The 13,904-nt window shown below is 63.3% G+C and carries 14 protein-coding genes and 1 tRNA gene; 3 read left to right on the forward strand and 12 right to left on the reverse strand.

What is annotated here, in order from left to right; translation table 11 throughout:
* Nucleotides 1-15: 15 nt before the first annotated feature.
* The 8 genes from DESPIG_RS09790 to trmFO all read right to left on the reverse strand — a co-directional run bounded on the left by DESPIG_RS09790 (nucleotide 16) and on the right by trmFO (nucleotide 7,012).
* The gene (locus tag DESPIG_RS09790) at nucleotides 16-399 is read right to left on the reverse strand and encodes a translation initiation factor IF-2 (RefSeq protein ID WP_187119496.1); all 384 of its coding nucleotides are present in this window, start codon (nucleotides 397-399) and stop codon (nucleotides 16-18) included.
* A gap of 10 nt (nucleotides 400-409) precedes the next feature.
* On the reverse strand, nucleotides 410-1,453 hold the full coding sequence (pheS, locus tag DESPIG_RS09795; protein WP_006008097.1) for a phenylalanine--tRNA ligase subunit alpha: 1,044 nt from the start codon (nucleotides 1,451-1,453) through the stop codon (nucleotides 410-412).
* Between the two features lie 262 nt (nucleotides 1,454-1,715).
* On the reverse strand, nucleotides 1,716-2,066 hold the full coding sequence (rplT, locus tag DESPIG_RS09800; protein WP_006008100.1) for a 50S ribosomal protein L20: 351 nt from the start codon (nucleotides 2,064-2,066) through the stop codon (nucleotides 1,716-1,718).
* Between the two features lie 273 nt (nucleotides 2,067-2,339).
* Complete coding sequence (gene rpmI / locus DESPIG_RS09805; protein WP_006008104.1) at nucleotides 2,340-2,537, reverse strand: 50S ribosomal protein L35; 198 nt, start codon at nucleotides 2,535-2,537, stop codon at nucleotides 2,340-2,342.
* Nucleotides 2,538-2,697: 160 nt separating this feature from the next.
* Complete coding sequence (infC, locus tag DESPIG_RS09810) at nucleotides 2,698-3,228, reverse strand: translation initiation factor IF-3 (RefSeq protein WP_006008106.1); 531 nt, start codon at nucleotides 3,226-3,228, stop codon at nucleotides 2,698-2,700.
* A 1-nt stretch (nucleotide 3,229) separates the two neighbouring features.
* Nucleotides 3,230-5,176 carry a threonine--tRNA ligase gene (gene thrS / locus DESPIG_RS09815; RefSeq protein WP_006008108.1) on the reverse strand — a complete coding sequence of 649 codons (1,947 nt, stop codon included), beginning with the start codon at nucleotides 5,174-5,176 and terminating at the stop codon, nucleotides 3,230-3,232.
* Between the two features lie 159 nt (nucleotides 5,177-5,335).
* Nucleotides 5,336-5,412: transfer RNA gene (locus tag DESPIG_RS09820), tRNA-Val, on the reverse strand.
* 238 nt (nucleotides 5,413-5,650) lie between these two features.
* Entirely contained in the window at nucleotides 5,651-7,012 is a 1,362-nt protein-coding gene (gene trmFO / locus DESPIG_RS09825; protein ID WP_006008110.1) for a methylenetetrahydrofolate--tRNA-(uracil(54)-C(5))-methyltransferase (FADH(2)-oxidizing) TrmFO, read from the reverse strand.
* An 817-nt stretch (nucleotides 7,013-7,829) separates the two neighbouring features.
* On the opposite strand from trmFO, the gene dut reads away from it, so the two are divergent.
* The 3 genes from dut (at nucleotide 7,830) to DESPIG_RS09845 (ending at nucleotide 10,193) form a co-directional block, all read left to right on the forward strand.
* On the forward strand, nucleotides 7,830-8,330 hold the full coding sequence (dut, locus tag DESPIG_RS09835) for a dUTP diphosphatase (protein ID WP_246118348.1): 501 nt from the start codon (nucleotides 7,830-7,832) through the stop codon (nucleotides 8,328-8,330).
* A gap of 198 nt (nucleotides 8,331-8,528) precedes the next feature.
* Complete coding sequence (locus DESPIG_RS09840) at nucleotides 8,529-9,731, forward strand: aspartate aminotransferase family protein (RefSeq protein WP_040369801.1); 1,203 nt, start codon at nucleotides 8,529-8,531, stop codon at nucleotides 9,729-9,731.
* Nucleotides 9,732-9,974: 243 nt separating this feature from the next.
* The gene (locus tag DESPIG_RS09845; RefSeq protein WP_040369802.1) at nucleotides 9,975-10,193 is read left to right on the forward strand and encodes a TraR/DksA family transcriptional regulator; all 219 of its coding nucleotides are present in this window, start codon (nucleotides 9,975-9,977) and stop codon (nucleotides 10,191-10,193) included.
* 438 nt (nucleotides 10,194-10,631) lie between these two features.
* Here the strand turns inward: DESPIG_RS09845 and DESPIG_RS09850 are convergent, their stop codons facing one another.
* The 4 genes from DESPIG_RS09850 to DESPIG_RS09865 all read right to left on the reverse strand — a co-directional run bounded on the left by DESPIG_RS09850 (nucleotide 10,632) and on the right by DESPIG_RS09865 (nucleotide 13,876).
* Nucleotides 10,632-11,837, reverse strand: a complete 1,206-nt coding sequence (locus tag DESPIG_RS09850) for an FprA family A-type flavoprotein (protein ID WP_006008121.1) — start codon at nucleotides 11,835-11,837, stop codon at nucleotides 10,632-10,634.
* Between the two features lie 113 nt (nucleotides 11,838-11,950).
* Nucleotides 11,951-12,085 carry a rubredoxin gene (locus DESPIG_RS09855; RefSeq protein WP_006008124.1) on the reverse strand — a complete coding sequence of 45 codons (135 nt, stop codon included), beginning with the start codon at nucleotides 12,083-12,085 and terminating at the stop codon, nucleotides 11,951-11,953.
* A gap of 19 nt (nucleotides 12,086-12,104) precedes the next feature.
* The gene (locus tag DESPIG_RS09860) at nucleotides 12,105-12,485 is read right to left on the reverse strand and encodes a desulfoferrodoxin (protein WP_006008126.1); all 381 of its coding nucleotides are present in this window, start codon (nucleotides 12,483-12,485) and stop codon (nucleotides 12,105-12,107) included.
* A 227-nt stretch (nucleotides 12,486-12,712) separates the two neighbouring features.
* Nucleotides 12,713-13,876, reverse strand: coding sequence for a phosphodiester glycosidase family protein (locus tag DESPIG_RS09865; RefSeq protein ID WP_081446867.1), 1,164 nt, complete (start codon nucleotides 13,874-13,876; stop codon nucleotides 12,713-12,715).
* Between the last annotated feature and the right edge of the window lie 28 nt (nucleotides 13,877-13,904).

Genomic DNA, 13,904 nt, shown 5'->3' on the forward strand with positions numbered 1-13,904 from the left:
CGGTTAGCAGTTGATTCAGTTGAAGTCCCAAGCCGGTTTGCCCGGCGTGTCGGCGTCGGGATCCGGCAGGGGGCGGCTCTGTTTGCGTCCGTACGTGCCGTAGGCGCCGCCGCGGGGGCGCTTGCGGGGTTTCACTTCCTCGGGGCCGTAGTCCTTGAGCGGGCGGCCGTAGGCATCGGTATAGCCCATGCCGCGCTCGGTGGTGTTGCCGGCGTTGCCCATGGCGGGCAGGCCTTCGATGGGCTTGGGCCCGCCGGGCGGCTCAAGGCCGCTGTGGCGGGGGCTCAGGGCCGAGGCGGCCCAGGCATCACCGGCATCCAGCGAGGTACTGCCGGCGGCGCAGAGCAGGGCCAGCAGCACGGGGACACAGGCACGGCGGAGACGGACGGACAGAGGCACGGGACCCACCCTAGGCGTGCAGGCCGAACTGGCCGAGGAAGCGCACGTCGTTCTCGAAGAACATGCGCAGGTCGCCGATGCCGTACTTGAGCATGGCCACACGTTCCACGCCCAGGCCGAAGGCGAAGCCGCTCACATCGGCGGGGTAGCCCACGGAGGCGAACACGGCGGGGTCCACCATGCCGCAGCCCAGGATCTCCACCCAGCCGGTGGTCTTGCACACGCGGCAGGGCTCGCCGTTGATGTGGCCCTTGCCGCCGCACATGCAGCAGCTGATGTCCACTTCGGCGGAGGGTTCCGTGAAGGGGAAGAAGCTGGGGCGGAAGCGCACTTCGGTGTGGCCGCCGAACACGGAGCGCACGAAGGCGGTGAGGGTGCCGCGCAGATGGGCCATGCTGATGTTCTGGCCCACCACCAGGCCTTCCACCTGATGGAACATGGGGGTGTGGGTCAGGTCGGAGTCGCGGCGGTAGACCTTGCCGGGGGCCACGATGGCCAGGGGAGGCTTGCGGCCCAGCATGGTGCGCACCTGCACGGGAGAGGTGTGGGTGCGCATGAGCACGCGCTCGGTGATGTAGAGGGTGTCCTGCATGTCGCGGGCGGGATGCTCCGGCGGCATGTTGAGGGACTCGAAATTGTAGAAGTCGTTTTCCACTTCCGGGCCGGAAGCGATGTCGAAGCCCAGCTTGTTGAAGATGCCGCAGATCTCTTCCATCACCAGGGTGGTGGGGTGCAGCGAACCGCGCCAGGGGGCGCGACCGGGCAGGGAGGGGTCGAAGCGCTTGAGGGCCTCGGCTTCGCGGGCCGCTTCCAGGGCGGTCTTGCGGGCGTCGAACAGGGCGGTGAGGCGCTCCTTGACGCTGTTGGCCTTCTGACCCACGGCGGGGCGTTCCGCGGGGGGCAGCTTGGCCATGGAGCTCATGGCCTGGGCCAGTTTGCCCTTGCGGCCCAGAAAGTCCACCCGCAGTTCTTCCAGTTCATCCAACGAAGAAGCCCGGTCAAGACCTGCTTCGAGGTCTGTAACCAGGCTTTCCAGTACAGTCATCAAATCCATGCGAATTCCCGGAGCCGCCGCAGGCGGCGTTACGGTCAAAGGGACGGCCCTGACGGCCGCACACAACAGCGGCGGAGGGACACCATGTCCCGCCGCCACACGACAACAGGGCGCATGCCGCCGGGGCCGCATGCCGCGGCATCCGGGGCGCGCCCGATCTTACCGGAATCTCCGGCGGAAAAAAAGAGCGCGGCATATCCCGCACGAGGAAAAACCTCACGCCAAGACATGCCGCGCACTCAAAAAAGCTGTGGCGTGCCGACTACAGGGCAGCCTTGGCCATTTCCACCACCTTGGCGAAGTCGTCCTTGTGGTAGACGGCGAGGTCGGCCAGAACCTTGCGGTTCAGGGCGATGCCGGCCTTGTTCAGGCCGTGCATGAGGCGGCTGTAGGACAGGCCGTTCAGGCGCGCGCCGGCGTTGATACGCAGGATCCACAGGGTGCGGAAGTCGCGTTTGCGGTGCTTGCGGCCGATGAAGGAATACTGGAGCGAACGCTCCACAGCCTCACGGGCGGTACGATACAGACGGCTGCGGCCACCACGGAAACCCTTGGCCGCGCTCAGGTACTTTTTGTGCCGACGATGAGCGGCGAGACCTCTCTTCACACGCATGGGGGGTACCCTCCTTTCGCCCGGCCAAGGCGGAGGTTTTGTGCCTGCCGGGGAAAAAAATTGATCCCAGATGGGGCGCAAATTGCTTGAAAAGAACGGCTTTGCGCTGGCCGTCGCCCCTGTGGGGCGCTGCGCCTCGCGGCGGTGCTGCGGCGGTCATGCCGCCTCCCGCATGCGGGCGCGCAATCCAGACGGATCAGAATTCACGCCGTCACGCTCTCGCGTTCCGGCACGGACGCTCCGCGCACGGAGCTTCCGCAAGGCTCGGGATGACTAGCCGTTGGGCAGCATCCGGCGCACGGCCTTCTCGTTGGTGCGGTCAACGATGGCGGCCTGGCCCAGGCGCATCTTGCGGCCGGGAGCCTTCTTGGTGAGGATGTGGCGCAGATTCTGACGACGACGCTTGAACTTGCCGCTGCCGGTGAGCTCGAAACGCTTGGCCGCGGAACGCCGGGTTTTGATCTTGGGCATGATATACTCCTTAGCGAATAACCTGCCCGTACACTACGGGCAGGAACGGCATATTGCCTGAAAAAGCCGTGCGGCGCAAGTGCAAAAATGCAGGGGCGCGCAGGCAGTCCTGACGGCACAGGCCACCTGTGACGTCAGGAAAAAAGGCTCTGGCGAAGGACTACTTCTTGGGCACCAGCAGCATCTGCAGGGTGCGGCCTTCGGCACGGGGCTCCTGGTCCACCTTGGCCACATCGGCCAGGTCCTGCACGACGCGTTCGAGGATGCTGATGCCACGGTCCTTGTGGACGATCTCGCGGCCACGGAAGAACACCGTCACCTTGCAGCGGTCGCCGTCTTCCAGGAAGCGGCGGATGTGGCGCAGCTTGGTCTCGTAGTCATGGTCGTCGGTCTTGGGACGGACCTTGATTTCCTTGATCTGCACCACACTCTGGCGCTTTTTGGCTTCCTGCTTCTTTTTCTGCTGCTCGTACTTGAACTTGCCGTAGTCCATGATGCGGCAGACAGGCGGTTCGGAGGTGGAAGCGACTTCCACCAGGTCCATACCGGCTTCCTTGGCAAGGGCAATAGCCTCGTTGCGCTGCAAAATACCCAGTTGTTCCCCATCGGCGCCGATGACGCGCACTTCGCGGGCGCGGATCATCTCGTTGCGACGCACGCCGTCCTGCGGCACGTCGCGCCGGGGTCTCATGTTAGGAGAAGCTATAGCGCATCCCTCCATTCTTGAAAGGCTCTTCGCTGTCCGTGCGGATCAGGGCAGCCACTTCCGCCACGGACTTGAGCCCCAGGTTGTCCCCATTGCGCAGACGCACATTGACGCCGCCCGCCTGCGCTTCCTTTTCTCCAACCACCAGAATATACGGCACCTTGGCCAGCTGCGCCTCGCGCACCTTGAAGCCCAGCTTCTCGTTGCGCGTATCGGCCGTCACGCGGATCCCCAGAGCTTTCAGCTCCTCGCAGGCCTTGAGCGCGGCTTCGTTGTGGGCATCGGTGACCGTCAGGATCCGGGCCTGTTCGGGCGCCAGCCAGGTGGGCATGGCACCGGCGTACTGTTCGATGAGCACACCGATGAAGCGCTCCAGCGAGCCCATGATGGCCCGGTGCACCATGACAGGACGATGGCGTTCGCCGTCCTGGCCCACATAGGTCAGGTCGAAACGTTCGGGCAGGGTGAAGTCCACCTGGATGGTGGAGCACTGCCATTCGCGACCGATGCAGTCCAGCAGGCGCACGTCGATCTTGGGACCGTAGAAGGCGCCGTCGCCCTCGTTGATCTCGTAGGGCATGTCGGCCTTCTTCACGGCCTCGATCAGGGCATTGGTCGCCAGTTCCCAGGCTTCGTCGGTACCGATGCTGTCCTTGGGACGGGTGGAGATGCCCACCTTGTAGTCGAAGCCGAACAGGTGCATCAGGTCGCGGATCAGGTGGATGACACCGAGGATCTCGCCTTCCAGCTGTTCGGGCGTGCACAGGATGTGGGCATCGTCCTGGGTGAACTGACGCACACGCAGCAGGCCGTGCAGGGTGCCGCTCTTTTCGTGGCGGTGCACCACGCCCAGCTCGAAGTAGCGCTGGGGCAGGTCACGGTAGCTGCGCAGATCGTTGCGGTAGATCAGCATGTGCGAGATGCAGTTCATGGGCTTGATGCCGTACTGATCGTCCTCGATCTGGGTGAAATACATGTTCTGGCGGTAGTGGTCGTAGTGACCGGAACGCTGCCAGGTCTCCACGCGCAGCAGCTGCGGGCCCTGCACCAGGTCATAGTTGCGCTTGATGTGCTCGCGACGCCAGAAGTCTTCCAGGATGGTGCGCATCATCATGCCCTTGGGCAGCCAGAAGACCATGCCGGGGGCCACGTCTTCATGGAAGGTGAAGAAGCCCAGTTCACGGCCCAGCTTGCGATGGTCGCGGCGCTTGGCCTCTTCCAGCTGCTTCAGATAGGCGTTGAGGGCCTTCTCGTCGGCAAAGGCGGTGCCGTACAGACGGGAGAGCATGGGATTCTTTTCGTCGCCGCGCCAGTAGGCACCGGCAGCGGAAAGGATCTTGCTGGCCTTGGAGAAGCCGGTGTGCGGCACGTGGGGGCCGCGGCACAGGTCGGTGAAATCACCGCAGGTGTACAGGGAGACCGTGTCGCCCTCGATGCCTTCGATGATCTCCACCTTGAAGTTCTCGCCCATCTTGCTGAATTTTTCGATGGCATCGGCCTTGCTCATGGTGGTGCGCACGAAGGGCAGGCGTTCGTTGACGATGCGCTGCATCTCGGCTTCGATGGCCGGGAAGTCTTCGCTGGAGAAGGGCTTTTCCACGTCGAAGTCGTAGTAGAAGCCGTTTTCCACCGCAGGACCGATGGTCACCTTGGCCGAGGGATAAAGCTTTTTCACCGCGGCGGCCATGACATGGGCCGTGGAATGGCGGATCATGCTCAGGCCTTCGGGAGAATCAGCGTACACGGGAGTGATGTCGGTACACTGGGCGGGAACGGTGGCGGAAAGATCGCACAAAGTCTCCGTGCCCTCTGCGGTCACACGCGCAGCCACCACGGATTTGAATTTTTTGCCGCTCAGCGCTTTCTGCAGAACAGCGGCCACATCACCCTGTTCGGGGGCGTCCACCACCTGTCCTTCCACGCGGACATCCATGCTTATACTCCTTCAGGCGCCCTTGTCGGGCGTATGGTACAAAAAAAGGAATGGGGAGGCTGAAAAACCTCCCCATCTTCAAAAAACGTGCTGCTTTCGTGCAGCTATCTGGCGGGCACCGCCCCTGTCGCCACGGGCTCATGCCCTTATTATTTTATTTGGTAGGAACGAGCAGACTTGAACTGCTGACCCCTTCCGTGTCAAGGAAGTGCTCTAGCCACCTGAGCTACGCTCCTACTCCAAGAGGCGAAGTCTTATCTAGCGAAAACCACCCCCTGAGTCAACAACTTTTTTTAATTTTTTTTTCTTTTTTATTTTCAGAAGGTTGTAGGAGCATTTTTGCCCATCTTTTTGCCCGTTTTTTGCGGGAGTCGCCCAAAATGCGCAAAGGGGCCTGAACGTGAGGAACAAAAAAAGCGCATTTTTTTCGAAAAAAAAGCGCTTTTTTCTCAGCGGATCAGAAAGACGGTCCCGCTACAGCCCCTGTTCCGCACGCCAGGCAGCGAAACGTTCGCGTGCCCGGGCCGAGTAGAGGGCCTTGCGATCCTTCTTTTTGGCTTTTTCATCCAGTTCCGGCATGAGGCCGAAATGGGCATTGGACGGCTGGAAGTGCTTCACCGGGGTGCGCAGATGGTTGAGCAGGGCACCCAGCGCGCATTCCAGCGGCGGCAGGGCCAGCTCTCTGCCCTGGGCGCGGGCGGCCAGCAGCATGCCCAGCCACATGCCGCAGGCGGCGGATTCCAGATAGCCTTCCACACCGGTGATCTGCCCGGCCAGGAAGACGCGGGGCCGCGCCTTGAGCGACAGATCCTCGTTCAGGGCCACGGGCGCGTTCACGTAGGTGTTGCGGTGCATGCTGCCGAAGCGGGCGAACTCCGCCTTTTCCAGACCGGGCACCATGCGGAACACGCGCGCCTGTTCGCCATAGGTCAGCTTGGTCTGGCAGCCCACCAGATTGCAGGTCTCGCCGTTGAGGGTCTCGGCCCGCAGCTGCAGGATGGCCCAGGGACGGCGGCCGGTACGCGGGTCCACGAAGCCCACGGGCTTCAGCGGGCCGAAGGTCAGGGTGCGCGGGCCGCGCTCGGCCAGGGCCTCCACCGGCATGCAGCCTTCGAAATGTTTCTCTTTCTCGAATTCCCGGGCGCCCACCTTCTGCGCTTCCAGTAGGGCATTGTAGAAGGCTTCGTATTCTTCCTTGTTCATGGGGCAGTTGAGATAGTCGCCGCCCGTTTCGCCCTTTTCCTGCCCGTAGCGCGAGGCACGGAACACGATGTCCATATTCAGGGAGTGCGTCCAGACGATGGGCGCGATGGCATCATAAAAATAGCAGTGATCGCCGCCCACCACCTCGGCCAGCGAGGCGGAAAGGTTCTCCGAAGCCATGGGCCCGGCCGCCAGCACCACGGTCTCGAAGCCGTCCAGCGCGGGATCGTCCAGGGACGTGATCTGCCGGTGCACCAGCGTGATGCCGGGCGTGGACCGGATGCGCTGCGTCATGGCCGCCGAGAAGGCCTCGCGGTCCACGGCCAGCGCCTTGCCCGCAGGCACGCGGTGGGCGTCGGCCAGCTCCATGAAGTCGCTGCCCAGTTCGCGCATCTCGGCCTTGAGCAGGCCGATGCCGGACGTCAGTTCGTCCGAGCGCAGGGAATTGGAACAGACCAGCTCCGCCAGCCCGTCATTGACATGGGCCGGGGAACGGAATTCCGGCTTCTGTTCGAACAGGGTCACTTGCAGACCGGCCCGCGCCAGACGCAGGGCACATTCGCAACCGGCCAGGCCGCCACCAATAACCGCATAGCTGTGTTCAGTCACGCCATCTCCTTTTGTTGGCCGCATCTTTGCCCAATCTGGGCCCGGAAGGCAAGGGGGAGCAGGAGCGGAGGCGGCGGGGAGGAAGGGGGCTGGTCTGTCTGTTGGCAGAGCCAGGGTCGTTCGGGGGAAGGGCTGCCTTTTGGAAAAGGCTCCCCTTCCCCCGTGCCCCCATCCCCGCGAAAACTTTTGTTCCGGTCAGTGCGAGGGGAGCGTGCGGGCGGCGGATGCCCCGGGCGCGTGGGTCTCCCGGAGTTTCCCTTTTACTATCGACGACCGCAGCGGGCTCTCTGGGTGCGTGGGGCGCCCGTGTGCGGCGTGGGCGTCTGTTGGGAGCCGTGATGGGGGACTGGGTACTGGAGCTGCGGAGGAGACGTTGCGACAGGCCTGTCATCGGGAGATGTTTTTTGTGTGGGGGGAGGAGGGTTGCCTGGATGCGGTGCGGGCAGATCCATCCCTTTATAAGAGGAGGGAGAGCTGGGGACAGGACGGTGCGCAGGGGGATGTCGTCGCCGGGACCGGCATAGCGGGAAAGAGTGAAGACAACAGGGGACGGATGGATGGGCCGTCCTTGCGGGAAAGAAGACAGGGGAGAAGCGGGTCGCCACAGGGCATCCGGCAGAGCGGCTGAAAAAAAATTTTTTTGCACAGGCATCGATCGGAACTTGCCGACAATGGTTCCTGAAAATCCCCGCAGGCGGCGTGCTTTCTTGCTGACAGAGAAGCGGATGGAGCGGTCCATGGGGCCGGCTGCGGCCTGTCCGTGAGTGTGGGCACAAAACGGCTGTCCCGTGTCCGTATCCTGCGGGTCGGCAAGGCTTTGGGCCTCTTGCCCGCTGTCCGCATGTGCGCTACATCTCACGCCATGAGCAATTTTTCCGTACCCACCTGCCCCGTGCGCCTCGCTTTCGTGCGCGAAGGGGCCCGTTCCCTGTACGCCGGTCAGCTTGAACCGGCCACGGCCTTCTCGGCCGGTATCGACCTGCGCGCCTGTCTGGACGAGGATAGTGTGCGCATCCCTGCCGGAGGCCGTTTTTGCGTGCCTGCGGGCATCAGCGTGCAGCCCTGCGAGGCCGGTTTTGCGGGTTTCCTCTATTCCCGCAGCGGCCTTGGTGCGCGCGAAGGCCTGACCGTGGCCCAGGGAGTGGGGGTCATCGACCCCGATTATACGGGCGAGATCCTCGTCATGCTGCTCAACACCTCGGGCGAGGAGCGCATCCTCAAGCGTGGGGAGCGCATGGCCCAGCTTGTTTTCCAGCCCTTTGTCCGCCCTGTCTGGCAGGAGGTGGAGAGCCTTTCTGCTACGGAGCGCGGTGCGGGCGGCTTCGGACATACGGGACGCTAATCTCCGCCGGGGGATGCCGTCGGCCGGGGCCATGAGGCGAGTGTTGCGGCGTGTGCCGCGGGCCATGCCTGCCGCTGGGCCGGGGACGTTTGTTTTCCCGGCGGGCCTCCCGTTTTTTCCAAAGCCTTTTCTGTTTCACGATTGCCGGGGCACGTGCCCCGTGGGATGGCGCAAGGCCTCCCAGCAAAGGAGTTGACCATGTCCGACACATTTTCCGCCGTCAAAGCCCAGGAAGAAGCACTGCTTTGCCGTTCCTACAGCCGATATCCCGTGGCTGTGGTCCGAGGCAAGGGCTCGCGGTTGTGGGACGTGGACGGTAAGGAATATGTGGACCTGCTGGCCGGCATCGCGGTGACCGCCCTGGGCCACTGCAACGACGAGGTCTGCGCCGCCCTGGAAGCCCAGGCCCACAAGCTCTGGCACGTCAGCAACCTCTTCTATCAGGAAGAGCAGCTGGAGCTGGCCCGCCTGCTGCTGAGCACCAGCCATCATGGCAAGGCCTTCTTCTGCAATTCCGGCGCCGAGGCCAACGAGGCCTGCATCAAGCTGGCCCGTCGCTACATGCGCAAGGTCAAGCAGCGCGACGCCTACGAGATCATCACCCTGGGCGGCTGCTTCCACGGCCGTACCTTCGGTGCGCTGGCCGCTACGGGCCGCGAGAGCCTGAGCGACGGTTTCACGCCGCTGCCCGAAGGCTTCAAGCAGGTGCCCGCCAATGACCTGGCCGCGCTGGAAGCCGCCATCACGCCCGCCACGGCGGCGGTGCTGGTGGAAGTGGTGCAGGGCGAAGGCGGCATCGTGCCCCTGCCGGGCGATTACCTGCGCGGTGTGGAGGCCCTGTGCCGCAAGCACGACATCCTCTTCATCTGCGACGAAGTGCAGGCCGGTCTGTGCCGTACCGGTACCTTCTGGGCCTTCCAGCAGCACGGCCTGACCCCGGACGCCATCAGCATGGCCAAGTCCCTGGCCAACGGCCTGCCCATGGGCGCCATGCTGGCCACCGACGAGATGGCCAAGGGCTTCGAGGCCGGCAGCCATGCCACCACCTTTGGCGGCGGCGCGCTGGCCTCCGGTGTGGCGGCCAAGTGCGTGGAGATCATGCTCCGCGACAAGCTGGCCGACCGTGCCGCCGAGCTGGGCAAGCATGTGATGGACCGCGTCCGCGCCATCCAGGACAAGCTGCCCGGTACCGTGCGTGAAGTGCGCGGCCTGGGCCTGATGATCGGCATCGAGCTGGCGGTGGATGCCGCCGCCGTGTGGCGCGAACTCATCGCCCGCGGCTTCATCTGCAACCTGAGCCACGGCGTGACCCTGCGTCTGCTGCCCGCCCTGACCATCGACAAGGCCGACCTCGACGCCTTTATCGATACGCTGGAAGACATCCTGCGCACGGCAAAGTAGGCTGATTCCTTCAGACACATTCCTGGCTCCCGTGCCGCCGGCCGGTGCGGGAGCCTCTTTGTTGCATTTTTGAGAGGGCAGCCTCAGTACGGCCCCTGTGGGCCCGCCGGCCCTGATTTTTTCTTTGGGTCTGCGGGCGGACTCTTTACAGGATGGGGCGCCTGTGCTACACAGGCCCGCACCAATCCACTACGGCAATCCCGGCTCATGCGGGATTGCCGCTTGCTTTAAGGAGACAGATGCATGGATGTTTTTGACCAGGCCACTGAACTTGAACGTCTGGACCGTGAAGCTGCCCTCTCCCGCGCCCGCGCTGCCATGGACCAGGGCGGTCCCGACTGGATCGACGGCGTGGCCTGCTGCCGCGAATGCGGCGAGCCCATCCCCCAGAAGCGTCTGGAGGCCCTGCCCGGCGTCGGTCTGTGCCGCGCCTGTCAGGAAGAACGCGAAAGCGGACGCTAGCATTTTTTGATAACGGACAACCGGAGGCCGGAGCCCTTGAGACTCCGGCCTTTTTGCGTTGGGCTTCCCTGTTTGCAGCGCGGCCCTGCATAAGGGAGAGGCCTCCTGCAGGAGGCGTGGGGGCATGCTGGGGGGAAGACGTCCGGGATACGGGCAGGAGCCGTGTCTGCTTTTTTGCCGGGCCGGAGGACAGGCGGCGATGGTGATGCGCTGTCCTTTTGCCGCATTGCGGTGATGTTTGAGGAAGCCGACGTGACAGGCCGTCCCTCATGGCGTTGTACGCTCCCGCTTGCGGAGAGGCCGCAGGACAGACCGGTGGCGCTGCCGGGCGATACCCGTCGCCGGACGGGGCGCGGGCTCTTGGCCGCTTCACGCAGGGCATAAAAAAACGGCGTCCCCGTCTGGGGACGCCGCAGGACATTCGGAAAGATGCGGGGCTTATTCGCCCTGGCACTTCTTCTTCAGGGCCTCGCCCACGGTCTTGCCCAGTTCCACGCAGGCGCGCAGGGCTTCGTGGCGCGGGGTCCAGTTGCACTTCACGAAATCGGCGGGCATGTCCATGCCCATGGAAGCCAGCATCTCGTGCAGGACCTTGGCGGATTCGCCGGACCAGCCGAAGGAACCGAAGGCGCCGCCCACGCGGTTCTGGGGACGCAGGCCCTTCATGTAGGTCAGGGTGGAGGCCATCAGGGGCATGATGGTGTTGTTGTGGGTGGGGGAGCCCGCGATCACGGCGCCGCAGTTGGCCAGTTCGGTCATGATCTCGCTGTGATGGTTGCTCTTCACGGACATCAGGCGGGTGGGCACGCCCACTTCTTCCAGACCGCTGCACACGGCATAGGCCATCTTTTCGGTGGAATGCCACATGGTGTCGTAGATCACCATGGCGCGCTGCTGGGGCTTCTGTTCGGCCATCTGGCGGTACATGTCCACGATGAACTTCACGGACTTTTCTCCGCGGTGGATCAGGCCGTGGTCAGGGGCGATCATGTCGATGTCCAGGCTCTCCACGATGGGCAAGGTCTTCAGCACCTGGGGAGAGTAGGGCAGCACGATGTTGTAGTAGTATTCCTTGATGGCGCGCACGAAGTCGCCCTGATCGTGCTCATCGGCATAGCGGTAGCTGGTGGCGATGTTCTGGCCGAAGGCGTCGTTGCTGATGAGCAGCTTGTCTTCGGGGATGTAGGAGACCATGCTGTCGGGCCAGTGCAGCATGCGGGTCTCCTGGAAGATGATGTTGCGCTTGCCGATGTTCAGCTTGTCGCCGCTCTTGACCACTTCGATGGGCCAGTCCTTGCAGTCGAAGTAGCCCTGCATGGACTTGTAGCCCAGGGTGGAGACGAAGATCTTTTCGGGCTTCACGCGGGCCACCACTTCGGCCAGGCTGCCGGCGTGGTCGGGTTCCATATGGTTGCAGACGATGTAGTCGATCTTTTCGGGATCCATGATCTTGGCGATGCGGCACAGCATGTTGCCGGCCCAGCCGGGATACACGGTATCCATCAGGACGTTCTTTTCGTCGCGGATCAGGTAGGCGTTGTAGGTGGAACCTTCGGGGGAGCGGGAATAGCCGTGGAAGTCACGGTGGTCGTAGTCCACGCAACCGACCCAGAAAATATCTTTTTTGATTTCAACGGGCTGCATGAAAATTCTCCATTAGGGGATATTGTTCACGGTCAGGATGCCGCACAGGGCATAAACGAGCCTGCCCTGCCGCAGGGCGGCAGGGCAGGCGGAAAGGGCGGAAGAAACAGGGCTTAGGCCTGTTCGAACTGGTCCTTGCTCACGCCACAGACGGGGCAGGTCCAGTCATCAGGCAGCTGGTCGAAGGGCACGTTGTCGTTTTCGGCGGGATCGTATTCGTAACCGCACACGCTGCAAACGTATTTCATGGTGTCTCTCCTTATGAGCCTAGTTTTCGGCCTTCCAGTGGCCGTGAAGGTTGCAGTATTCGCGGGCGGTGACCTTTTCGGCGTCGGTCTTGAACACCGCTTCAGGCTTGTCGCCCGGCTTCAGGAAACAGGTCAGGCTCTGGTTGTCGGCCAGCAGCTCGATCCACTCGATGTAGTGGTTCTCGTCCATGGGATGGGCCACGCTGCCCACGGTCACCTTGTAACCGCCTTCGATCTTTTCGATCACGGGCACGTGCTTTTCCATGGCGCCGTCGGTGGAGCCTTCCTTCATGAGCTTCATGTTCTCGCCACAGCAGACCAGGCTGGCGCCGCCGCCGTGGATGACTTCAACGATGTTGCCGCAATGGGTGCACTTATAAACTTCAAGCTGGTTCGGCATGATATTTGTCTACCTTTGTCCGCAGCCGGACAGTTGGGATCGGTGTTTGCATGTTGCCGGAACTCCTTCCGACGGAGCTATTTTGAACCAAGACGGCCCCGCTGTAAAGAGGTTTTCCGACTATAATAGTAATTTTTCTTAATAAAGAACTTTTTCACAAAAGCCGTGTCCATACTGTCCCGGGGGATGCAGAGAAAAAAGTCTGTATATCTGGTGTGTTCCCCCCATCAGTCGGCGGCAGCGGCGGGGGCGGCCGTCTGCTGGAGCATGGTGGGGCAGTCCGGAAGGGCCGGGGCATGACGGCGCCGGATGCCCAGCACATTGGGCAGCTGGGCCCGCACATTGCCCGTGACCCAGAAATCGGCCAGGTGCCGGCCGCGCAATTCCTGGTGCAGCCCGGGGGAGCGGATCACCAGCCCGGCCTGCATGCCGCCCTCCACATACATGACGGTGCGCACATCCAGGGGCAGGTGGAGCAGGGCGTGGGCAAAGCTGTAGGCTTCCAGCGGTTCGCGGCAATGCAGGAAAAGGATCTTGCCCGTCCCGTCCTCGGCCACCGCCGAGATGGCGTACAGGGGACCGCCGGGAGACCAGAGGATGCGGCGCTCGTCATTGATCATGCGGTAGTTCTGGATGACCAGGCGGTACTGCTCCAGCAGCTCCTGCCACTGGGGATCCTCGCGGGTCAGGATGTCGGCGCGGGGCAGGCCCTCCTGACGGGGACCGGCCACGAAAAAGGCGCCGAAGCGACGGACCAGGCGCTTGTTGTTGATGTAGTCGTCCTGCCGCATGTAGCCCGTGCTGGTGACGCCGTCGGGAAGATACATGCTGGCGTTGATGGCGGCCACCAGGTCATGGCTGTCGGCCCACTGGCCCAGGGTCAGGGCCGGATGCTTGTGGGCCGCGCTGGCATAGAGGCGAAAATCGAACAGCTCCGGGTCGATGCGCAGGACGGTCAGGGAGGCCTGTTGCCCGGCTTCGGATTGCAGGGAGAACTCCGCATACTCGAGCCCTTCTTCCAGGGCATTCCAGCGGGGAGCTTCCGGCAGGGCCGCATCGGCCTCGGCATCGCCGGCGGCTGCCGGGGCCTCTTCCGTGAGCGGCAGGCTATGGGTGGCGGCCGCGGGCAGGACCTCGTCTTCGGCGGGCAGGGGCGGCAGGCCGGGCAGCCCGGAAAGGTCGAGCTGCTCCAGTTCCAGGCTCAGGGAAGGCGCAGGAGGAGCGGGCGGAATGTCTCCTTCCGCTCCGGCTTTGACAGGGCAGAAGATCAGAAGGCAGAGCAGCAGGCACAACGGGCGGAGACAGCAGGCAAGGAGGGCATGCTGTCTGTGGCGGAGCAGAGCGGCAAAGGATGCGGGATGACAAAAAGCGGGTGCGACCGAAGCGTCCATACCTGCTGACATAGAGCGCCCTTGTTTT

This window comes from Desulfovibrio piger ATCC 29098 (assembly GCF_000156375.1).
Lineage (GTDB): Bacteria > Desulfobacterota > Desulfovibrionia > Desulfovibrionales > Desulfovibrionaceae > Desulfovibrio > Desulfovibrio piger.